Genomic DNA, 23174 nt, shown 5'->3' with positions numbered 1-23174 from the left:
GCGTTTATAGTGTCGTCATGCTATGGTACATACATACAAAAATGTATGTAAGTCTGACTCCTGTAAATTCACCGACCTATGGCACGAAAAACCAAACAGCAAGCCCTGGAGACGCGTCAACACATTCTGGATGTGGCGATTCGCTTGTTCTCGCAACAGGGTGTGTCAGCCACGTCCCTTTCAGATATTGCTCAGGCGGCGGGCGTAACGCGAGGCGCGATTTACTGGCATTTCAGGAACAAGTCGGATTTGTTTAGTGAAATCTGGGAATCATCAGAGGCCAGCATTGGCGATCTTGAAAATGAGTATCGGGCAAAATTCCCAGACGATCCACTCTCTGTTTTACGGGAGATTCTCGTTTATATACTTGAAGCTACGGTGACAGAAGAGCGCCGTCGCCTGATGATGGAAATAATTTATCACAAATGTGAGTTTGTTGGAGAAATGGCTGTGGTGCAACAGGCGCACCGCAGTTTGTGCTTCCAGAGTTACGACCGTATCGAACACACATTAAGGCAGTGCATACAAAGCGGCATGCTGCCGGAAAACCTGCAAACCCGCCGCGCCGCTATCCTGATGCGCAGCTATATTTCAGGCCTGGTGGAAAACTGGCTTTTTGCGCCACAGACGTTTGATCTTAAAAGCGAAGCGCGCGAACTGGTGGCGATTTTACTGGAGATGTATCAGTTTTGCCCGAGCCTGCGCCGCGCCCCGGATGCCGCGCCCGCACAAGACGCCTGCTAAAATATTCTTAAAGCCCGGCGGGCCGCTATTCCATGCGCGAGAGCCGTGGTATTCTCAGCGCCGTTCCAGTATCCCCGCAGGCATTCCGCGTGCGGTCCGGCCATGACTTCATTCAAATGATTATGCAGCACACAATCCTTTCGCGACGCCTGGCGTCCGCTGTACTTTTTGCCGTTCTGCTGGTGTTCGGCGCGCTGTTGTCCGTTGCGGCGCAGGCGGCTCCTGCGAGCGGCGATCTTCCGTCACGCGCTGACGTGCAGGCGCAGCTCGACGCGCTCGGCAAACAAAAAAACCACTCCGCGCAGGACAAACTGACAACCGAAGATTTGACGGCGACGCTTGAGACGCTGGATAAAATCGAGCGCATCAAACAAGAAACCGTGCAGTTGCGCCAGCAGGTCATGCAGGCGCCCGAGAAAATGCGCCAGGCGACAGACAACCTCAGCGCGCTGCAAAACCAGGACAGCGACGAGGTGGTGCGCCAGACGCTGAAAAACCTGTCGCTGCGCCAGCTGGAGTCGCGCGTCACCTCCGTCCTTGACGACCTGCAAACCGCACAAAACGATCTCGCGACGTACAACAGCCAGCTGGTCTCGCTACAGACCCAGCCGGAGCGCGTCCAGAACGCGATGTACAACGCCTCGCAGCAGCTTCAGCAGATCCGCAATCGCCTGAATGGCACCGCACCTGGTGAAGAGGCACTGCGCCCGTCGCAGCAGACGCTCCTGCTCGCGCAACAGGCACTGCTCAACGCCCAGATAGAACAGCAGCGTAAAAGTCTTGAAGGCAACACGGTTCTGCAGGACGCGCTGCAGAAACAGCGCGACTACACCACCGCGAATATCAACCGTCTTGAGCATCAGTTACAGCTGTTGCAGGAGGCGGTGAACAGCAAACGTCTGACGCTGACCGAGAAAACCGCGCAGGAGGCGATAGCCCCGGAAGACGCTTCCAGCATTCAGAACAACCCGCTGGTACGCCAGGAGCTGGAGTTCAACCACCAGCTCAGCCAGCGCCTGATCGACGCGACCCAGAGCGGCAATACGCTGGTGCAACAGAATATCCGGGTGAAGAACTGGCTCGACCGCGCGCTGCAATCTGAGCGCAACCTCAAAGAGCAGATCTCTGTGCTGAAAGGCAGCCTGTTGCTGTCGCGCATTCTGTATCAGCAACAACAAACGCTGCCCTCCGCCGATGAGCTGGAAGATATGACCAACCGCATTGCGGATCTGCGTCTTGAACAGTTCGAGGTGAACCAGCAGCGCGACGCCCTGTTCCAGAACGACGCCTTCGTCGAGAAGCTGGAAGAGGGGCACAAAAGCGAAATCAACGACGACGTACATGACGCGCTGTTACAGGTGGTCGATATGCGCCGTGAGCTGCTGGATCAGCTCAACAAGCAGCTCGGCAACCAGCTGATGATGGCGATTAACCTGCAAATCAATCAGCAGCAGTTAATGAGCGTCAGCACCAACCTACGGGAAATGCTCACTCAGCAGATCTTCTGGGTGAACAGTAACAAACCGATGGACTGGGAGTGGGTAAAAGCCTTCCCGCAGGCGCTGCACGATCAGTTGAAGTCGATGAAAATCACCTTTAACTGGGAGAAAGCCTGGCCTGCGATGTTAAAAGCGCTGCTGGCGGGGCTGCCGCTGTTGCTGATTGCCGGGCTTATCCGCTGGCGTTTCGGCTGGCTGCGTCAGTACCTCAATACGCTTGCGGGCGAAGTCGGTCAGCTGCGCAACGACAGCCAGTTGCACACGCCGAAAGCGATACTGATTAATCTCGTCCGCGCGCTACCGGTTTGCCTGATTATTCTGGCCGTCGGGCTCATCCTTTATGTGATGCAGCTGAACATCAGCGATCTGCTCTGGGCGTTCAGCAAAGAGCTGGCGGTGTTCTGGCTGGTCTTCGGCCTCTGCTGGCGTGTGCTGGAAAAAGACGGTATGGCGGTCAGCCACTTCAATATGCCAGCCACGCTGACCAGCCACTGGCGTCGTCAGATTGTGCGCGTCAGCCTGGCGCTGTTGCCACTGCTGTTCTGGTCGGTACTGGCAGAACTCTCACCGCTGCATCTGATGGACGACGTGCTCGGCCAGAGCATGATTTTCCTGAATCTGCTGTTAATCAGCGCCCTGGTGTGGCCGATGTGCCGCGACAGCTGGCGTGATAAAGAGTCGCACACCATGCGGCTGGTCACGGTCACTGTGCTCTCGATTGTACCGGTCGCGCTGCTGGTGCTCACCGCCACAGGCTATTTCTATACCACGCTGCGTCTCGCCGGGCGCTGGATAGATACCGTCTATCTGGTGATTGTCTGGAACTTGCTCTATCAGACCGTGTTGCGCGGCCTGAGCGTCGCGGCGCGCCGCATTGCGTATCGCCGTGCGGTGGCGCGACGCCAGAATATGGTGAAAGAGGGTGCCGAAGGGGCCGAGCCGGTAGAGGAAACGTCGCTGGCGCTCGATCAGGTGAACCAGCAGACGTTGCGTATCACCATGCTTTTGATGTTCGCGCTGTTCGGCGTGGTGTTCTGGGCTATCTGGTCTGATTTAATTACCGTCTTCGCCTATCTCGACAGCATTGTGCTGTGGCACTACAACGGCACCGAGGCCGGAGCGGCGGTCACGAAGAACGTGACGCTCGGCAGTATTCTGTTCGCGGTGGTGGCGTTTATGGTCGCCTGGGCGCTGATTCGCAACTTACCAGGCCTGCTGGAAGTGCTGGTGCTCTCGCGCCTGAAAATGCGTCAGGGCGCGTCGTACGCCATTACGACCATCCTGAACTATGTGATTATCGCGGCGGGCGCGATGACCGTGTTCGGCTCGCTCGGCGTGTCGTGGGATAAACTGCAATGGCTGGCGGCGGCGCTGTCGGTCGGTCTCGGTTTCGGCCTCCAGGAGATCTTCGGTAACTTTGTTTCTGGCCTGATTATCCTGTTTGAGCGCCCGGTGCGTATCGGCGATACCGTCACCATCGGCACCTTCTCGGGCACGGTCAGCAAAATCCGCATCCGCGCCACGACCATTACCGACTTTGACCGTAAAGAAGTGATTATCCCGAACAAAGCGTTTGTGACGGAGCGTCTCATCAACTGGTCGCTGACCGATACCATCACCCGCGTGGTGATCCGCCTTGGCGTGGCGTATGGATCGGATCTCGACAAAGTGCGCGAGATCTTACTGAAAGCGGCGATGGATCACCCGAAAGTGATGCACGATCCGGAACCGGCGGTGTTCTTCACCACTTTCGGGCCAAGCTCGCTGGATCACGAACTGCGCCTGTATGTGCGTGAACTGCGCGACCGCAGCTATACCGTGGATGAGCTGAACCGCACCATCGACAGACTGTGCCGTGAAAATAATATCGATATCGCCTTCAACCAGCTGGAAGTGCATCTGCATAACAACAACGGCGAGACGCACACCGAAGTGAAACGCGATTTACGCAGTGACGATAACGGCGAGGCGAACGCCGCCAAAGCCTGACGCCGGTTCTCGCCCTTTCCCCACCAGGGGGAAGGGCGATTACTGTTCTGCTTCGGCAAGCTTTCGCAGATAGTCGTTACGCACAATCTCCAGCGCCGCCAGCACCGTCTGCGGCGCAATGTCATGATTCTCCAGCAGCATAATCAAATCGACCGCGAGCTTGACCTCATCAGGGGCTTGTTCCAGCGACATCGTTTCTCTCCTCGTCATTGATTCAGCGCGTAATGCGCTCAAGCGCGCGCTCGGTGCGGGCGATAGCCGTGCGACAGCGCGTAAGGCGCTCGTCAAGCGCGGTGATTTCACGCGCCAGTTGCGGGTCATGGCGTTCCGCATAGCGTTGCTCGCGCTCGTTTTTCATTGCCAGCAGGCGACGTTCATATTCCTGATACTCCGCAAGCCGCGCGTGGAGCCGACCGCCGGGCAAATGCGCGTTCTCATGACGGCGCAGCGTGGCGGTGGCCGCCTCGCGCTGTAACGCCTCGATTTGAGCCGCGAGCCGTTCGGCAAGCCACGCCACGCGCGTCGCGTCACCCTGATTCACCGCCGCTTCCAGGTGCGTGAGGCTCTCTTCGGCTTCCGTCAGATAATCACCGAGCCGCGCGCCGCGGCATGCAAACAGCTGTCTGTCGAAGCGCGGTGAAAAGTGACGCTGCGAGGCGAGCGGCCCGATAAGCGTATGCAGCGCGGCGACACGGGTCTTCAGCGATTGTAATAATAGGGGCGTTCTCATTTTACTCCGGGCGTCTGGCCATGCGGGCTGTGCTACAGTACATCACCAGCTTTCGCGAGTACGATTATGCAAAGGACTATTTTACTCATCCTGGGGTGGCTGGCGGTAGTGCTGGCGACGCTCGGCGTGGTGCTGCCGCTTCTGCCGACGACGCCGTTTCTGCTGCTGGCCGCCTGGTGTTTTGCGCGCTCATCGCCGCGTTTTCACCACTGGCTGCTCTACCGCTCGTGGTTTGGCGGTTATCTGCGCCACTGGCAGCAGCACCGCGCAATGCCGCCCGGCGCGAAACCGCGCGCGATGCTTTTTATTCTCGCCACGTTTGCTATCTCACTGTGGCTGGTGAAGATTTTCTGGGTGCGTATTCTGCTGTTGGTCATCCTTTCCGGGCTGTTGATTTTCATGTGGCGCATCCCGGTGATTGATGAAAAACAACAAAACGGGTAAAGCCTGCCCGCAGTGGTTGCATTTACCGCGCGCAGCCAGTAAATTCGAGCGTTTTCGAGTACAGGGGCCGTTGATTAAAGGGTGAGCAAATTCGCCTTTCAGTCGTGTCCGGCAACCTGTGAGTAATACCGTTTTTATCAGGCATACATTCATGACCGCAACTGCGCAGCAGCTTGAATATCTTAAAAATAGCATCAAAAGCATTCAGGATTACCCGAAGCCGGGCATTCTCTTTCGTGACGTCACCAGCCTGCTGGAAGACCCTAAAGCCTATGCGCTGAGCATCGAACTGTTAGTGGAGCGCTATAAAAACGCGGGCATCACGAAGGTGGTGGGCACCGAAGCGCGTGGTTTCCTGTTCGGCGCGCCGGTCGCGCTGGCGCTGGGCGTGGGTTTTGTCCCGGTGCGCAAGCCGCGTAAGCTGCCGCGTGAAACGATCGCAGAAAGCTACGAGCTGGAGTACGGCACCGATCAGCTGGAGATCCACGTTGACGCGATAAAGCCTGGCGACAAAGTGCTGGTGGTCGACGATCTGCTGGCGACCGGCGGCACCATTGAAGCCACCGTGAAGCTTATCCGTCGTCTGGGCGGCGAAGTGACCGACGCGGCGTTTATCATTAATCTGTTCGACATCGGCGGCGAAGAACGCCTCAACAAGCAGGGCATTACCTGCTACAGCCTCGTGCCGTTCCCGGGCCACTGATCTTCCTTCCCGGCAGCCTCGCCCATCGGGTGGGGCTGTGTTAGCATTACCCCTTCAGAATCCACCACTCAAGCGTTTCAGAGCCTGCCCATGAGTTATCAGGTCTTAGCCCGAAAATGGCGCCCACAAACCTTTGCTGACGTCGTCGGCCAGGAGCACGTGCTCACCGCCCTGGCGAACGGTTTATCGCTGGGCCGAATTCACCACGCCTATCTGTTTTCCGGTACGCGCGGCGTCGGCAAGACTTCTATCGCCCGTCTTCTGGCGAAGGGGCTGAACTGTGAAACCGGCATCACCGCCACGCCGTGCGGCGTGTGCGACAACTGCCGTGAAATCGAGCAGGGGCGTTTTGTCGATCTGATTGAAATCGACGCCGCCTCGCGCACCAAAGTGGAAGATACCCGCGACCTGCTGGATAACGTCCAGTACGCGCCCGCCCGCGGCCGCTTTAAAGTTTATCTGATTGATGAAGTGCACATGCTCTCGCGCCACAGCTTCAACGCGTTGTTGAAAACGCTGGAAGAGCCGCCTGCGCATGTGAAATTCCTGCTCGCGACTACCGATCCGCAAAAGCTGCCGGTGACTATCCTCTCCCGCTGTCTGCAGTTCCATCTGCGGGCGCTGGATCCGGATCAAATCCGCCAGCAGCTTGAACATGTGCTGACGCAGGAAGGCATCGCGCATGAGCCGCGCGCGCTGCAACTACTGGCCCGCGCCGCCGATGGCAGCCTGCGCGACGCCCTGAGCCTGACCGATCAGGCCATCGCCAGCGGCGACGGGCAAGTCACCGCCCAGGCGGTAGGCGCGATGCTCGGCACGCTGGATGACGATCAGGCGTTAAGCCTCATTGAAGCGCTGGTTGCCGCCGACGGCGAGCGCGTCATGCAGCAGATTAACGACGCTGCCGCGCGCGGCGTCGAATGGGAAGCGCTGCTGGTCGAAATGCTCGGCCTGCTGCACCGCGTCGCGATGGTGCAGCTCTCGCCGTCCGCGCTCGGCGCGGATATGGCCCCGCTGGAGCCGCGCCTGCGCGAACTGGCGCGCGTCGTGCCGCCGGGTGATATTCAGCTCTATTACCAGACGCTGCTTATCGGGCGCAAAGAGCTGCCGTGGGCGCCGGAGCGCCGGATGGGCGTGGAAATGACGATGCTGCGCGCGCTGGCGTTCCACCCGCGCGCGCCGCTGCCGGAACCCGAGCGCGAGGTACAGCCTGCCGCCGTACTGCCGGTGGTGAACGCGCCTGAAGCGCCGGCAATGCCTGCCTCTCAGCCCGCTTATCAGGCTCAGGCGCAGCAGCCCGTTTCGCCAGCTGTTTCTCAACCGCAGCCAGGCGCGCAGACGCCGCTGCCCGACACGACCAGCCAGCTTCTACAGGCGCGCAGTCAGTTGCAGCGCGCGCAGGGAGCGGCCAAAACAAAAAAGAATGAACCGGCAGCGCCAGCCACAGCGCGGCCGGTGAATAACAGCGCGCTGGAGCGGCTGGCGTCCGTGACCGAGCGCGTGCAGTCCCGGCCCGCGGCGGTCAAAGAGGACGCCCCGGCCAAAAAAGAGGCGTATCGCTGGAAAGCGAAAAATATTGTGCCGCAGGCGCAGCAGGCCCCTGTCGCCACGCCGCGGGCGCTGAAAAAAGCGCTGGAGCATGAAAAGACGCCGGAGCTTGCCGCCAAACTCGCCGAAGAGGCGATTGCCCGTGACGAATGGGCCGCCGAGGTCAGCCGCCTGCAGGTGCCGAAACTGGTGGAGCAGGTGGCGCTGAATGCCTGGAAAGAGCAGGACGGGCAGACGGTTCGCCTGCATCTGCGCCCGTCGCAGCGTCACCTTAACTCGGCGTCGGCACAGAAAACGCTCGCTGACGCGCTCGGCGTTTTGTACGGCGCGCCGGTTGAACTGACTATCATTGAAGATGATAATCTGGCGCACCGGACGCCGCTGGAGTGGCGGCAGGCGATTTACGAAGAGAAACTCGCCCAGGCGAGAGAAGCGATTATCGCGGATACCAATATTCAGACGCTGCGTCGTTTCTTCGATGCGGATCTGGATGAAGAGAGTATTCGCCCCCTTTGACAGGCAGTGCCGCTGCCTGTTGTAACCCTTGGCCTCGCTGTCGGCACTGCCGTCAGCGACCTGAAGCAAAAGAGAGAAGCTTATGTTTGGTGGTAAAGGCGGTCTGGGCAACCTGATGAAACAGGCCCAGCAGATGCAGGAAAAAATGCAGAAGATGCAGGAAGAAATCGCCCAGCTGGAAGTGACGGGCGAATCTGGCGCTGGCCTCGTTAAAGTGACCATCAACGGCGCGCACAACTGCCGTCGTGTGGAAATCGATCCGAGCCTGCTCGAAGACGATAAAGAAATGCTGGAAGATCTGGTTGCCGCCGCGTTCAACGACGCCGCGCGCCGCATCGAAGAGACGCAGAAAGAGAAAATGGCGTCTGTCTCTTCTGGCATGCAGCTGCCGCCAGGCTTCAAAATGCCGTTCTGATGTCCCCCGGACGGCAGGCTCCGCCTGTCGTCCCGCTTTTCCCCTCTAAATCTCTTCTATATCTTTGATTCTGGCCGGAACGCCGGTTCTGAAGACGCCAGTAAAACTCTCTTTAAGTATTCGTTAATTGTATGAATTACCCATGATTATTACTATGCGTGAATATTATTCCCCTCCTGAATTTATATGGTTCAGAGAGGTGTAATAATAATGGCCGGTTTTATCACGGCTTTTCAGGTTGGGAAATACCGCCATTCAACAATGAGAGTAAAAAGGAGTTAATTCTCGATTTAGTAATGCGAATGGAATTAATAAAGTCACAGGAATGCTTTGTTAATTTATCTAAAGGAATAAATCAAATTATGATGCAATTAACGAAAGGCGGTTGCGGTGTTATTGCCGTGCTTGCAGCGCTGTGTGCTTCTGAAGCGGCGCTCGCCAATAGCCAAACCATCACATTCAACGGAAAAGTGCTTGATGCCGCCTGTACGGTAACAGTAGGCGACGGCAGTTCCACTGTTGAATTAGGTGAAACCGTTAAATCGGATCTGGTAAATAAAGGCGATACGGGTGCGCCTAAACTTTTTACCATCACCCTTTCTTCCTGCCCGGCAGGCAGTCCTGCGAAAGCCAATATTAAATTTAACGGCGAAACCGATGGCGATGACAGTTATTTCAAAAACATCGCCACGACCGATGCCGCGACAAATGTTGGTGTGCTTTTGAAACAGTATGGCACCGACACGGTATATGTGAACGACGGTAATACGGATATTACGTTACCGGCGGAAGGCGGCGACGTCACTGTGGATTATACCGCGCAACTGGTGGCGACCGGCACCGGCGTCACGAAAGGGAATGTGGTTAGCACATTAACGTACAGCATCAGTTACCAGTAATCAAAGGAGGGGCAACCCTCCTTCTATCCGGAGTTTTCTATGAAACCGTTAGTAATCGCGCTGCTTTGCGCACTTTCTGTCAGCGCTGCACAGGCGAGTGTTGTCGTCGGCGGCACGCGTGTCATCTTCGATGGTCAACAAAAAGCGGCGACATTATCCGTACAGAATAAAGACAAAACCGCCAACCTGGTGCAGTCCTGGATATCGCCTGTCTCGGCAGATTCCGCAGCAAAAGACACGATGATTATTACGCCGCCGCTGTTTCGTCTGAACGCCGGTGAAAAAGCCTCTGTGCGTATTGTTCGCTCCGGAAAAACGTTGCCTGACGATCGCGAGTCTATGTTCTGGCTGAATGTCAAAGGGATTCCGGCAATGGAGGGAATACCTGCCAAAAATGAAGTGCAAATTGCCATTAACTCGCGCATTAAATTAATTTACCGCCCGGCTAGCCTGTGTGGCAATGTGCCCGAATCCGTCGCCGATAAATTAACGTGGAGCGCTGACGGTAATGCAGTAAAAGTAAATAACCCCACGCCGTATTATATGAATTTATCCACCGTCACGGTGAATAATACACCGGTGAAGAGTGCCACGTTTGTCGCGCCTTTTTCCAGCGCCGATTTTTCACTGCCCAAAGCGCAAAGTCATGGTGAGGTAAAATGGCAGATAATTAACGATTTTGGCATGCGTGGAAACGAACACACCGCCAGATATTAATTTTTGCATTTATGACCGGGCATCGCGCAATGACATCATTAACGAAAATACGGCCAGTGATTACCCTCGGGATAATCTGCGCAGCGTTTTCTGCAATGCGAGTAGCCCGGGCAAATGAATATTTTAATCCGCATCTGCTGGAGACCAGCGAAACGTCAGCCTCAGCGCTTGATCTGAATTTATTCAGCGAGGAGCAAACTCCGGCGGGGGATTACAACGTCGATATTTATATCAACGGTGAATTAGTCGATGCCGGTACTTTTACTTTCCGTTATGTCGACACGGCGGAGAATAAACGCCTGCTGTTGCCGTGCCTCACGCTGGAACAGCTACGCCAATGGAACATCAAGGTTGAAAATTATCCGGATCTGACAAAACAGGGTGAGACCTGCGCTAACCTGCTGGCTATCCAGGGCGTGTCCGCCCGGTTAATACTCAATCAGCAACGTTTTGAACTCTCCATTGCGCAACTGGCGATGACGCATCGCGCGCGCGGTTATGTGCCCGAAGAAAAATGGGATGACGGCATCACCGCCGGGCTTTTGAATTACAGTTTTTCCGGGCAGACCACCACGTCGCGCGTGAACGATGCTGTGCGTCACAGCCAGTTCGTCAGCCTCCAGCCGGGGTTTAACTTCGGGGCCTGGCGACTGCGTAACTACTCAACGCTTAACATCAACGATGGAAAACATCAGTGGCATTCGGTCTACAGCCACGTCTCCCGTGATATTCGTCCGCTGAAAAGCCAGCTGATGATAGGCGAAGGAAATACTGACGCCAAAGTCTTCGACAGTGTCGCGTACACCGGCGTGTCGCTGGCGTCCGATAATGACATGCTGCCGGACAGTCAGCAGGGCTTCGCGCCTGTGGTACGCGGTATTGCCCGCAGCGACGCAGAAGTGACGGTTTATCAGAACGGCAACAGCATTTACAAAACCTCTGTGCCGCCGGGGCCGTTTGAAATCGATGATATCTACCCGACCGGTAGCGCCGGTAACCTGAACGTGACGGTGAAAGAGTCAGACGGCAGCGAGCAGAATTTTGTCGTGCCTTTTGCGTCGCTGGCGGTGTTACAGCGCGAGCATCAGTTAACGTATTCGCTGGTTGCCGGCACGACCCGCAACGATGGCGATGCAAAAAACGCGCTGGATTTTATCCAGTCTGACGCGGCCTGGGGGCTATCCAACGCGCTCACGTTCTACGGGGGTATCACTCAGGCGCAGGATATCTACTCCAGCTATGCGCTGGGGATTGGCGCGAATCTCGGGAATTTCGGCGCGCTGTCGGTAGATGTGACACAGGCCAAAGCGCAACTCGCCGATCGATTAACCCCCGGCAATATGAAAAGCAGTACCGGGCAGGCCTGGCGTATGCGCTATAGCAAAACGTTGCAGGAAACCGGCACGGATATTTCCGTCGCCAGTTATCGCTACGCGACGCGCGGCTTTTACTCTTTTCAGGATCTGATTAACGCCCGCGACACCGCTGAAGAGATCGATAACACCGACCATGCGCAGCACCGCTTTGACGTCACGTTATCGCAAAGTACCAAAGTGGGCTCGCTTTCGTTATCGCTGATGAAAGAGCGCTACTGGAACCAGTCGCAAATGACCTCAATGAACCTGGGATATGGCAATAACTGGGGGCAGATTACTTATTTTATTAGCTATGCCCGGAACATGAACGTTACCGGCAGCGATGACACTAAGCGAACCAACGATAGCCTTATTGCGTTGACTGTCAATGTGCCCTTCAGTGCGTTCGACCATAAGGGGGAACTCGCCTCCGCCTCAATGAACTACGCCATGAACAGCAGCGCGCACGGTGCCACAATGCACAGCCTTGGCATGAGCGGTTCGGCGCTTGCCGGCAATAGCCTCAACTGGCAAGTGCAGGAAGGCTATAACGCCACCAATAAGAAAACGAACGGCAACGTCAGTCTTAACTATCAGAATTCATGGGGCGAAATGTCCGGCGGCTACGGTTATGACAATTTTACCAGCCGCTATAACTATGCGCTGCGGGGCGGAATGGTCGCGCACGCCGATGGCCTGACGTTCTCCCGCACGCTAAATGAGAGTGTCGCGATCGTCACGGCACCAGGCGCGAAGGATATTCCGGTCAATGGGCAGAACAATGTCCACACCGATGCACACGGCAACGCCGTCGTGCCTTATGTTCGCCCGTATCACGAGAATGCGATTTCGCTCGATGACAGCGGGCTTGCGCAGGAAAGCGATACCGACATTGAAAATATCACCAAAAAAGTGGTGCCGACGCGCGGTGCCGTGGTGAAAGCGCGCTACCAGACCTTTGCCGGGCTGAAAGCGATGCTGACGCTCACCTTTCATGGCAAACCCGTGCCTTTCGGTGCGCTGGTCACAACATCGGATAACCCGGACCCGACAGCGCACATCGATATCGTCGGCGAGGACGGGCAGGTTTATCTGGCCGGGCTGAGCCCGAAAGGGCAGTTGCAGGTCAGGTGGGGGGCGGAGAGCGCGCAGCAGTGTCGGGTTGACTATACGCTGCAACCGGCTTCAACCGCTGGCGGGATTATTTTTCAGCAGGCGGCGTGTGAGTAAGCACCGCCTCTTTCACGGGAGTGAACAAATGATGAAGTCGTGGTTGCGCGACGTTTTTTCTGGCCGCTGGCGTCGAATGGCGTTAGCGCTGCTTATCAGCAACGCACTGATTCCCGTACCGGGGCTGGCGGCAGGCAGTCAGGATACGATTAACTTTTCCGTCACCGGCACGATTATTCGGCCTTCCTGCAACATCGAAGCGCCGAGCGTGGTGAAGCTTGGCACGTTCAACCGACAGGATTTGTCTATCGCCGGTGCGAATAGCGCCAGCATTCCTGTGCTCGTTAAGTTAACCGGCTGTACGGCTGGCCTGAGCGAAGCGACGGCACAGTTTAGCGGTCAGCCCTATGACAATGGTGCGATGGGAACCGCGATTTACGCTAATCAGGCGGAAAATGGCGCGGGCGATCTTGGGCTGCAATTAATTAATTTCGACGGCAAACCGCTGGTGAATCTCGCCAACGGTGTCAGTTACAGCGTGCCCATTAAGGCCGATACCCATAGCGGCATGTTAAGCCTCATTGCCCGCATGTACTCGCCCCTGGGGAAACCCACCGCCGGGGATTTCAGCAGTTCCGTCACGATTAATTTTATTTACCCGTAACCTTCACTGAATAACGCTTAAGAGTTTGATATGCGCTGGCCTGTTTTGATGTTCATGTTTTTTTTCTCGCTTCTTTCTACCACGACCCACGCCGCGTGCCAGCGTGACCGCAGTGACGATATTTCCGTCTCGTCGGTGCATTTGCCGGAGCATATCGTGGTGGAAAGCGGCTCTTATGCGCAAGATACGGTGTTATATGACTCCGGTTATATTGCGGGTAGCGATGATAAAGTGACGATACATAACTGTAACATGGGCTATTTTGTTGGCTTTATCTATCTGAATGCGCCGCAAACGGGCGACTCGCTGGGCGGGCATATTTACCCCACGAACCTGGACGGCGTTGGGGTGCGCGTATTTACCCTCAACCAGGCCGGGCCGTATGACGATGAAACCACTATTGATAACGACTGGCGCAATGGCGACGGCAGCCTGTTTGGTAGCAGCCATACGCTAAATGGCTCCGCGTACCGTTTACAGCTGGTGGCAACGGGCGGGAAAATCAGCAGCGGCCGCCTGATTTTGCCATCCCCGCTGGCGCGCGTGGATTTCCGCGAGCGCGAAAATATAAGTTCGAACGGCGATATCGCCTCGCAGCTTGATGTCTCTTCCTCTGCGGTGGATGTAAAGGCGATGGGATGCACCGCAGACACGGCCTCGCTGAATTTTGTGATGGGTGATATCGACGCGGCAGCGTTTGATAACAACCCACAGGTGGGCGAGGCGCAAAAAACGGTCACGCTCTCGTGCGAACCGGGCACCAACGTCACGCTGGAAGTCCAGGCGCCTCAGGCCAGCGGCGACACGGCGAATAATACGGTTATCGCGCTCTCGGATACCGGCGCGTCAGACGTGGCGACCGGCGTCGGCGTTCAGTTGAATCTGAAACTCGCGTCTGGCGGCTACGACAGCGGGAAAGCGGGTCTCCCCATCGGCACGCCGATCCCGCTGCTCACGTCTCAGCGCACCTATGATGCGGAACGGCGCTACAGCTATTTTACCGATCCGGCGAATCCCGGCGGCGCAGGCGCATCGGAAACGCTGCTCTTTACAGCCAACTACTACAAAACCGGCGCTGAGGTCACGCCTGGCAAAGCCAACGCGGCCGGAACGCTTACGCTATCCTATAACTAAGCAGGTTTAGGGTGCGTGCATAAAGGCGCAAGTGGTAATCTACACGCTTTGTTTTTGGTTAAGGAATTTCACTGATGCAGACCAGTCCTCTGCTGACTCAACTGATGGAAGCGTTGCGCTGCCTGCCGGGCGTGGGCCCGAAATCGGCGCAGCGCATGGCGTTTACGCTGCTGCAACGCGATCGCAGCGGCGGGATGCGGCTTGCTCAGGCGCTGACCCGCGCCATGTCGGAGATAGGCCACTGCGCCGACTGCCGCACCTTCACCGAGCAGGAAAAATGTAATATCTGCACCAATCCGCGCCGTCAGGAAAACGGACAGATTTGCGTAGTGGAAAGCCCGGCGGATATCCACGCCATCGAGCAGACCGGCCAGTTCTCGGGCCGCTATTTCGTACTGATGGGCCATCTTTCGCCGCTCGACGGTATCGGCCCGGACGATATCGGGCTTGATCGCCTGGAGCAGCGCCTCGCCGCCGAGCCGTTAAAAGAGATTATTCTCGCGACCAACCCGACGGTGGAAGGCGAGGCGACGGCCAATTACATCGCCGAGCTTTGCGCCCAGTATGGCGTTGACGCAAGCCGTATCGCGCACGGTGTGCCGGTGGGCGGCGAGCTCGAAATGGTCGACGGCACCACGCTTTCGCACTCGCTTGCCGGGCGGCATAAAATGACGTTTTAAGCGTCAAACGATTCTACTTACGAAAGCCGCATTGTGCGGCTTTTAACCAGTCAGCGTTCCCCGCTTTGCCTGCCGCTTGAAAAATTTCTCCGCTATCCCCATCTCTGCCTCAACCGTTTTTGTTCACTGTGGCCTGTTTTGTTGAGGTATCACCATTATGAAAGGACAAGAGACCCGTGGTTTTCAGTCAGAGGTAAAACAGCTTCTGCACCTGATGATCCATTCTCTCTATTCGAATAAAGAGATTTTCCTGCGTGAGCTTATCTCCAACGCCTCGGATGCGGCGGACAAACTGCGCTTCCGTGCGCTTTCCAGCCCCGATCTCTATGAAGGCGACGGCGATCTGCGCGTGCGCGTGTCGTTTGATAAAGACAAACGCACCCTGACCATCGCCGATAACGGCATCGGGATGACCCGCGATGAGGTCATCGACCATCTTGGTACCATCGCGAAATCGGGCACCAAAGCATTCCTTGAATCGATGGGCTCTGACCAGGCGAAAGACAGCCAGCTTATCGGTCAGTTCGGCGTGGGCTTCTACTCGGCGTTTATCGTCGCCGATAAAGTGACTGTGCGCACCCGCGCGGCAGGCGTCAGCGCCGATGAAGCGGTGTTCTGGGAATCAGAAGGCGAAGGCGAATATACCGTTGCGGATATCAGCAAAGCGGATCGCGGCACCGAAATCACGCTGCACCTGCGCGAAGGCGAAGATGAGTTCTTAAACGACTGGCGTGTGCGTTCGATCATCAGCAAATACTCCGACCATATCGCGCTGCCGGTTGAGATTGAAACCCGCGAGGAGAAAGACGGCGAAACCATCGTCTCCTGGGAGAAAATCAACAAGGCACAGGCGCTGTGGACCCGCAGTAAAGGCGAAGTCAGCGACGACGAATATAAAGCGTTCTATAAACACATCGCGCACGACTTCACCGATCCACTGACCTGGAGCCACAACCGCGTGGAAGGGAAGCAGGAGTACACTAGCCTGCTGTACATCCCGTCCCAGGCGCCGTGGGATATGTGGAACCGCGATCATAAACACGGTCTGAAACTCTACGTGCAGCGCGTGTTTATCATGGACGACGCCGAACAGTTCATGCCGAACTACCTGCGCTTTGTGCGCGGCCTGATTGACTCCAACGATCTGCCGCTCAACGTATCGCGCGAGATTCTTCAGGACAGCTCCATCACCCGTAACCTGCGCAGCGCGCTGACCAAACGCGTGTTGCAGATGCTGGAGAAACTGGCTAAAGACGACGCCGAAAAATACCAGACCTTCTGGAAACAGTTCGGCCTGGTACTGAAAGAAGGCCCGGCGGAGGACAGCGCCAACCAGGAAGCGATTGCCAAGCTGCTGCGTTTCGCCTCCACGCATACCGATTCCGCCGCGCAGACCGTGTCGCTTGCAGATTATGTCTCCCGTATGAAAGAAGGGCAGGAGAAGATCTACTACATCACCGCCGACAGCTACGCGGCCGCGAAGAGCAGCCCGCATCTGGAGCTGCTGCGTAAGAAAGGCATCGAAGTGCTGCTGCTTTCCGATCGCATCGACGAATGGATGATGAGCTATCTCACCGAGTTTGACGGTAAAGCGTTCCAGTCTGTGGCGAAAGCCGACGAATCGCTGGAGAAACTGGCGGATGAAGTCGACGACAGTGCCAAAGAAGCGGAAAAAGCCCTCGAGCCGTTCGTTGAGCGTGTGAAAACCCTGCTGGGCGATCGCGTGAAAGAGGTGCGTCTGACGCACCGTCTGACCGACACGCCAGCGATTGTCACCACCGACAACGACGAGATGAGCACGCAGATGGCGAAACTCTTCGCCGCGGCGGGCCAGGCGGTGCCGGAAGTGAAATACATTTTTGAGCTGAACCCGGATCATCAGCTGGTGAAACGCACCGCCGATACCCAGGATGAGGCGCAGTTTAAAGAGTGGGTGGAGCTGCTGCTCGATCAGGCGCTGTTCGCCGAGCGCGGAACGCTGGAAGATCCTAACCAGTTTATCCGTCGTATGAACCAGCTGCTGGTCTCCTGATAGCTGTCGGGATAGGGCAGGAATGGTGGGTGCGCTAACGCTTACCCACCCTACAGCCAGGGCATTGTATTAACGTAGGGCGGGTAAGCGTTAGCGCACCCGCCGTCGTAAAGCGGAGCAGGCAGTCTGTAGGGCGGGTAAGCAACGCGCACCCGCCATCGTAAAACGTTTCCTCATCCCATCACTTATAAAAAGGCGGACACCTCGTGTGCCCGCCTTTTTTATACCGCATACCCCATTTTCTGCCCGTCACGCCCCGGTGAAACCATTCACCCTCCGCCGCGTTTGTTGTCGGCATAGCGCCTTTAATGGTATGGTTTTCGCTTCAATCACGTAGTGAAAATGCAAACGTATGGAGAATTACGCAATGCGTATTATTCTGCTCGGCGCTCCGGGCGCAGGAAAGGGGACTCAGGCACAATTCATCATGGAGAAATACGGCATTCCGCAAATCTCCACCGGTGACATGCTGCGCGCGGCAGTGAAATCTGGCTCTGAGCTGGGTAAACAGGCTAAAGACATCATGGACGCCGGCAAGCTGGTTACCGACGAGCTGGTAATTGCGCTGGTCAAAGAGCGTATCGCTCAGGAAGATTGCCGCAACGGTTTCCTGCTGGACGGTTTTCCGCGCACCATTCCTCAGGCGGACGCCATGAAGGAAGCGGGCATCAACGTTGACTACGTGCTGGAATTTGACGTGCCGGATGAACTGATTGTTGACCGTATCGTTGGCCGCCGCGTTCACGCGCCGTCTGGTCGCGTTTACCACATCAAATTCAATCCGCCGAAAGTGGAAGGCAAAGACGACGTGACCGGCGAAGCGCTGACCACCCGTAAAGACGATCAGGAAGAAACCGTGCGTAAGCGTCTGGTGGAATACCATGAGATGACCGAGCCGCTGATCGGTTACTACCGCAAAGAAGCGGAAGCGGGCAACACCCGTTACGCCAAAGTCGACGGCACCAAAGCCGTTGGCGACGTGCGCGCCGAACTGGAAAAAATCCTCGGTTAAGCCGAAGAGATATGACCAACGCCGGGCTCTGCCCGGCGTTTTGCTATCTGTGCCTCACATCCTTGCCGCCTGCGCCTTAAATTTTCCTGCCTGAGGGCGTATAACGTTTGCGGATCAACACACAGGAAACCCGCATGTTCAGACAGACTCCGCTCCTGGATGAGTCCACCGCCCGGCTGATTGTCCGGCGCGCCATGAGCATCATCGATTACCCGGTTAACGTCATGGACAGCCACGGCGTCATCATCGCCTCCGGCGATCCGCAGCGCCTGATGGAGCGTCACGAAGGGGCGCTGCTGGCGCTCGCCGAGAGCCGCGTCGTGGAGATAGACGCCGCCACCGCGCGTCATCTGAAGGGCGTGCGCCCTGGCATCAATCTGCCGTTCTGTTTTCGCCAGCGTCAGATTGGCGTTATCGGTATTTCCGGCGAGCCCTCGCAGGTGCGCGCCTGTGGCGAACTGGTAAAAATGGCGGCCGAACTGATGGTCGAACAGGCGGCGCTGCTTGAGCAAAACCAGTGGGAGAAACGCTACCGCGAAGAATTGACGCTACAACTGCTGGCAGGCGGCGGCGACACAGAGGCGCGCGAATCGATGGCCGCCTGGCTTGGCGTTGCGCTCTCGGTGCCGCGTATCGCGTGGATAATCGAACTGCGCGACGGCAACCCGCAACAGATGCGCGAACTGCTCGCGGAGCTTGAGCGCGAGGCGCGCGATGCGCTGTTCGCCATGACCGGTTTTAGCGAAATGGTCATGCTGCGCCCGGCGAGCATGGAAAACGGCCAGTGGAGCCCGCAGCAGGAACGTCACCAGGCGCAGCATCTGCACGCGCTCTGGCAGGGGCGGTTTAACGTGCGGTTGATCCTGGGCGGCTTTTACCCCGGCGACGCGGGGCCGTCCCGTTCGCTGCGCGCGGCGCGGGCCACGCAGTCGATGGCGCGCCGTCTTAAGCTTCGCCACAAGACGCTGGTTTATGATGAAAATCCGCTGGCGGCGTTGCTTTGCGATCTCGGTGACGACTGGCGCGCCGAAGAGCTTGGCGCGCCCTGGCGCAGGCTGGCGGAACACGATGATAAAGGCGTGCTGCGCCAGACGCTGCGCCACTATTTTTCCCGAAACTGTGAGCAGGCGCAGACGGCGAGCGCGCTGCATATTCACGTCAACACCCTGCGCTATCGGCTACAGCGTATCGAGGCCATCACCGGCCTTAAAATCAACCAGTTATCTGACTGCCTCCAGCTTTATGTCGGGATGCTGACACAGGCGTGAGTTGTAGAAACCCACAAACGCAGGCGGGCGGCGGCGCGCTTTCTTTGTGGGTTTCGCTCAGGCTTTCCCCGCAGCGCGACGCTATGTTGTCCTGACCCTTACCTCAAAGAGAAAACAATAATGACAACGGTATCCACTCTCGGCGCGCTGACGGCGCTGGTCGTCGCGATTGTATTAATTCTGCGTAAAGTGCCTCCGGCTTACGGCATGCTGGCGGGCGCGCTGGCAGGCGGCCTGGTCGGCGGCGCGGATCTCGTCCATACGGTCAGCCTGATGATTGAAGGCGCGCAGGGCATCACCAACGCGGTGATGCGCATTCTGGCGGCGGGCGTGCTGGCAGGCGTGCTGATTGAGTCCGGTGCGGCGCACACCATCGCGGAGACCATCGTGCGCAAGGTCGGCGAGAAGCGCAGCCTGCTGGCGCTCGCCATCGCGACGCTTATCCTGACGGCGGTCGGCGTGTTTATCGATGTGGCGGTGATCACCGTCGCGCCCATCGCGCTCTCTATCGCTCAGCGCGCGGGCATCTCGCGTATCGCTATCCTGCTCGCCATGATTGGCGGCGGCAAAGCGGGTAACGTGATGTCGCCAAACCCGAATACCATCGCCGCGGCGGATAACTTCCATGTGCCGCTCACCTCCGTGATGCTCGCGGGCGTCATTCCGGGGCTGTTTGGTCTGGCGATGGCCTGTTTTCTGGCGAACCGCTTAAGCAATAAAGGCAGCCGGGTCACCGAGCAAGAGCTACCGGTACAGGATACCGGCCCGCGTCCGGGTTTCGCCGCGGCCATCAGCGCGCCGCTGGTAGCGATTCTGTTGTTGTCGTTGCGCCCGATCGCGGGCATCGCCGTTGACCCGTTAATCGCGCTTCCGGCGGGCGGGCTTGCGGGCGCGCTGCTGATGGGGCGGCTGCGCCAGTGCAATACGTTTATGGTTTCAGGCTTAAGCCGCATGGCGCCGGTGGCGATTATGCTGCTCGGCACCGGCGCGCTGGCGGGCATCATCGCCAATTCGGGGCTTAAAGATGTGCTGATCGACACGCTGACCCACACCGGGCTGCCCGCGTGGCTGCTGGCACCGCTCTCCGGCACGCTGATGTCGATGGCGACGGCGTCCACGACCGCAGGCACCGCCGTGGCGTCCGCCGTCTTCAGCCATACGCTGCTGGAGCTTGGCGTCAGCGGCATTGCCGGGGCGGCGATGATCCACGCGGGCGCGACGGTGCTCGATCACCTGCCGCACGGCAGCTTTTTCCACGCGACCGGCGGCAGCGTCGGGATGACCGTGCATGAACGACTTAAACTCTTACCGTATGAAACGCTGGTGGGCTTTACCATTGCCACCATTTCAGCGCTGATGTTCGGCGTACTGGGTGTTGCTGCTTAAGGAATAAACTATGACAACCCTGAAAAAAATCGTTATCGCACCGGATTCATTTAAGGAAAGCCTGAGCGCAATGGATGTCGCGAAGGCTATCGAAGCGGGCTTTCGTGAGATCTACCCGCAGGCGAGCTACGTCTGCGTGCCGATGGCGGACGGCGGCGAAGGCACCGTCGAGGCGATGGTCGCCGCGACCGGCGGGCAGATCATCACCACGCCCGTTACCGCGCCGCTCGGCAACAAAGTCGACGGTTTTTTCGGCCTGCTGGGCGACGGTGAAACGGCGGTGGTTGAAATGGCGGCGGCCTCCGGTCTGCATCTGGTGCCAACCGCGCAGCGCGATCCGCGCATCACCACGAGTTACGGCACCGGCGAGCTTATCCTCGCGGCGCTGGAGCGGGGCGTGAAGGCGATTATCATCGGCATCGGCGGCAGCGCCACCAACGATGGCGGCGCGGGCATGATGCAGGCGCTGGGCGCGCGGTTTCTCGACGGCGAAGGGTGTGAGCTGGCACCCGGCGGTGCAGCGCTGGCCAGGCTGGAACGGCTTGATCTCTCGGCACTCGACCCGCGCCTCGCGCAGGTCAGCGTGACCGCCGCCTGCGACGTCGATAACCCGCTCTGTGGTGAGAAGGGCGCGTCGGCGGTGTTTGGGCCGCAAAAAGGTGCCACGCCTGCCATGGTGACAGAGCTGGACGCCGCGCTCAGGCGCTTCGGCGAACAGCTCGAAGCCGCGACGGGCAAAGCGATTATCAGCGCGCCGGGTGCGGGCGCGGCGGGCGGCATGGGGGCCGCGCTGCTCGGCATGCTCAACGCAGAGCTGCGTCCCGGCATTGAGATTGTTATTGAATCATTAGGGCTTGCGCAGGCGGTGCGCGACGCGGATCTGGTGATTACCGGCGAAGGGCGGCTCGACAGCCAGAGCATCCACGGTAAAACGCCTGTTGGCGTGGCGCGCGTGGCGAAACAGTTTCAGCGCCCGGTGGTGGCGATCGCAGGCAGTCTGACGCCCGATTATCAGATAGTGCATGAGCACGGCATTGACGCCGCGTTTTCGGTGATTGACCGCATCGTCACGCTTCAGGAGGCGCTGGATGACGCCGCACGCAATCTGCGCGTCACTGCCCGCAACGTGGCGGCGCTCTGGCGTCTGGCGGAAAATCGTCACTAACGCCTTTTGCTGTTATCGGTTCCGGTGAATAACTTTTACGTTACAATGATTTTCATTCGCAGCGGTGCGGCAGGTTTCCTGAGGCGCACCGTTCGCGCCGGACATCAATGAGGAACCGTGATGCAGTCAGTAAAAAGCGGCGTTTTATTAGTCAATCTCGGCACCCCGCAGGCACCAACGCCAGCAGCCGTTAAGCGTTATTTAAAACAGTTTTTGAGCGACCGGCGCGTCGTGGATGTGCCGCGTTTTATCTGGTGGCCGCTGCTGCGCGGCGTCATTCTGCCGCTGCGTTCGCCGCGCGTGGCGAAACTCTACAAATCCATCTGGATGGAAGAGGGTTCGCCGCTGATGGTCTATAGCCGTCGCCAGGAGAAAGCGCTGAGCGCGGCGCTTGGCGATGTGCCGGTGGCGCTCGGCATGAGCTACGGCCAGCCGTCGCTCGACAGCGCCGTGCAGAAGCTCCTTGACCAGCATGTCGATCACATCATTGTGCTCGCGCTCTATCCGCAATACTCCTGCTCCACCGTGGCGGCGGTATGGGACGAGTTGGCGCGCATTACCGCCCGCTACCGTAAGCTGCCGTCCATGACGCTTATTCGCGATTACGCCTGCGAACCGGCTTACATCAGCGCGCTGGCGCAGTCAGTACAGCGCTCGTTTGAAAAACATGGCGAGCCGGATCTGTTACTGCTCTCTTACCACGGCATTCCGCAGCGTTACGCCGATGAAGGCGACGACTACCCGCAGCGCTGCCGCGACACCACACGCGAGCTGGTGTCGGCGCTTGGCATCGCGCCGGAAAAAGTGATGATGACCTTTCAGTCGCGCTTTGGCCGTGAGCCGTGGCTGACGCCGTACACCGACGAAACCATGAAGATGCTGGGCGAGAAAGGCGTGAAGCATATTCAGGTGATGTGTCCGGGCTTCTCCTCGGATTGCCTGGAGACGCTCGAAGAGATCGCCGAGCAGAACCGCGAGATTTTTATCGAGGCGGGCGGTGAAAAATACGAATACATTCCGGCACTTAATGATGAGCCTGCGCATATCGCGATGATGAAGGAACTGGTCGACCGTTACCGTTAATCGCGCGCGGGGCGGGGAGTG

At 57.9% G+C, this 23174-nt stretch carries 20 protein-coding genes and 1 other annotated feature; of the genes, 18 read left to right on the top strand and 2 right to left on the bottom strand.

The annotated features are described in order from the left end of the window. Positions 1-78: 78 nt before the first annotated feature. Both acrR and mscK read left to right on the top strand, forming a co-directional pair. A complete protein-coding gene (gene acrR, locus G9X48_RS10705) occupies positions 79-744 on the top strand; it encodes a multidrug efflux transporter transcriptional repressor AcrR (protein WP_007848023.1) in 666 nt (221 codons plus the stop codon). A gap of 116 nt (positions 745-860) precedes the next feature. Next, entirely contained in the window at positions 861-4232 is a 3372-nt protein-coding gene (mscK, locus tag G9X48_RS10700; protein ID WP_171964809.1) for a mechanosensitive channel MscK, read from the top strand. A gap of 39 nt (positions 4233-4271) precedes the next feature. Here mscK and rsmS read toward each other — a convergent pair whose 3' ends face one another. Continuing rightward, entirely contained in the window at positions 4272-4424 is a 153-nt protein-coding gene (gene rsmS, locus G9X48_RS10695; protein ID WP_007781495.1) for a pleiotropic regulatory protein RsmS, read from the bottom strand. 22 nt (positions 4425-4446) lie between these two features. Continuing rightward, positions 4447-4962, bottom strand: coding sequence for a primosomal replication protein (locus tag G9X48_RS10690; protein WP_012125448.1), 516 nt, complete (start codon positions 4960-4962; stop codon positions 4447-4449). Positions 4963-5028: 66 nt separating this feature from the next. Here G9X48_RS10690 and G9X48_RS10685 point away from each other — a divergent pair, with 66 nt between their 5' ends. The 16 genes from G9X48_RS10685 to hemH all read left to right on the top strand — a co-directional run bounded on the left by G9X48_RS10685 (position 5029) and on the right by hemH (position 23153). Continuing rightward, positions 5029-5406 (top strand): DUF454 family protein, encoded by a 378-nt coding sequence (locus G9X48_RS10685; protein WP_012125447.1) that lies wholly within the window; start codon positions 5029-5031, stop codon positions 5404-5406. Positions 5407-5557: 151 nt separating this feature from the next. Further along, positions 5558-6109: an adenine phosphoribosyltransferase gene (apt, locus tag G9X48_RS10680; RefSeq protein WP_004386902.1), complete on the top strand. Its 552-nt coding sequence runs from the start codon at positions 5558-5560 to the stop codon at positions 6107-6109. Positions 6110-6199: 90 nt separating this feature from the next. Beyond that, positions 6200-8173, top strand: coding sequence for a DNA polymerase III subunit gamma/tau (dnaX, locus tag G9X48_RS10675; RefSeq protein ID WP_032989219.1), 1974 nt, complete (start codon positions 6200-6202; stop codon positions 8171-8173). Continuing rightward, positions 7506-7570, top strand: a sequence feature (DnaX frameshifting element). It overlaps the preceding gene by 65 nt. A gap of 82 nt (positions 8174-8255) precedes the next feature. Then, positions 8256-8588, top strand: coding sequence for a YbaB/EbfC family nucleoid-associated protein (locus G9X48_RS10670; protein WP_004386900.1), 333 nt, complete (start codon positions 8256-8258; stop codon positions 8586-8588). 158 nt (positions 8589-8746) lie between these two features. Beyond that, a complete protein-coding gene (locus G9X48_RS10665; protein WP_260602226.1) occupies positions 8747-9487 on the top strand; it encodes a fimbrial protein SthA in 741 nt (246 codons plus the stop codon). A 39-nt stretch (positions 9488-9526) separates the two neighbouring features. Further along, positions 9527-10204, top strand: a complete 678-nt coding sequence (locus G9X48_RS10660) for a fimbrial assembly chaperone (protein ID WP_097640756.1) — start codon at positions 9527-9529, stop codon at positions 10202-10204. A gap of 95 nt (positions 10205-10299) precedes the next feature. Then, positions 10300-12789 carry a fimbria/pilus outer membrane usher protein gene (locus G9X48_RS10655; protein ID WP_097640755.1) on the top strand — a complete coding sequence of 830 codons (2490 nt, stop codon included), beginning with the start codon at positions 10300-10302 and terminating at the stop codon, positions 12787-12789. A gap of 28 nt (positions 12790-12817) precedes the next feature. Continuing rightward, on the top strand, positions 12818-13393 hold the full coding sequence (locus G9X48_RS10650) for a fimbrial protein SthD (protein WP_076728395.1): 576 nt from the start codon (positions 12818-12820) through the stop codon (positions 13391-13393). Between the two features lie 48 nt (positions 13394-13441). After that, positions 13442-14527 carry a type 1 fimbrial protein gene (locus tag G9X48_RS10645; RefSeq protein WP_237728405.1) on the top strand — a complete coding sequence of 362 codons (1086 nt, stop codon included), beginning with the start codon at positions 13442-13444 and terminating at the stop codon, positions 14525-14527. Between the two features lie 74 nt (positions 14528-14601). Then, positions 14602-15207 (top strand): recombination mediator RecR, encoded by a 606-nt coding sequence (gene recR, locus G9X48_RS10640; protein ID WP_004386895.1) that lies wholly within the window; start codon positions 14602-14604, stop codon positions 15205-15207. Between the two features lie 157 nt (positions 15208-15364). After that, positions 15365-17239, top strand: a complete 1875-nt coding sequence (htpG, locus tag G9X48_RS10635; RefSeq protein WP_097640753.1) for a molecular chaperone HtpG — start codon at positions 15365-15367, stop codon at positions 17237-17239. A gap of 367 nt (positions 17240-17606) precedes the next feature. Next, positions 17607-18251 (top strand): adenylate kinase, encoded by a 645-nt coding sequence (adk, locus tag G9X48_RS10630; protein ID WP_007891936.1) that lies wholly within the window; start codon positions 17607-17609, stop codon positions 18249-18251. A gap of 134 nt (positions 18252-18385) precedes the next feature. Continuing rightward, the gene (locus tag G9X48_RS10625; protein WP_012125440.1) at positions 18386-19519 is read left to right on the top strand and encodes a sugar diacid recognition domain-containing protein; all 1134 of its coding nucleotides are present in this window, start codon (positions 18386-18388) and stop codon (positions 19517-19519) included. A 120-nt stretch (positions 19520-19639) separates the two neighbouring features. Beyond that, positions 19640-20905: a GntP family permease gene (locus G9X48_RS10620; RefSeq protein WP_004385034.1), complete on the top strand. Its 1266-nt coding sequence runs from the start codon at positions 19640-19642 to the stop codon at positions 20903-20905. Positions 20906-20915: 10 nt separating this feature from the next. After that, complete coding sequence (locus G9X48_RS10615) at positions 20916-22070, top strand: glycerate kinase (protein ID WP_097640752.1); 1155 nt, start codon at positions 20916-20918, stop codon at positions 22068-22070. Positions 22071-22190: 120 nt separating this feature from the next. Next, positions 22191-23153, top strand: a complete 963-nt coding sequence (gene hemH / locus G9X48_RS10610; RefSeq protein ID WP_004387931.1) for a ferrochelatase — start codon at positions 22191-22193, stop codon at positions 23151-23153. Positions 23154-23174: the final 21 nt, after the last annotated feature.

Origin of the sequence: Cronobacter sp. HA18006 (assembly GCF_011605445.1) — a bacterium.
GTDB classification, from domain to species: domain Bacteria; phylum Pseudomonadota; class Gammaproteobacteria; order Enterobacterales; family Enterobacteriaceae; genus Cronobacter; species Cronobacter sakazakii.
The sequence above is the reverse complement of the archived record's forward strand: the minus strand, read 5'-3'. Positions and strand labels throughout refer to the sequence as shown.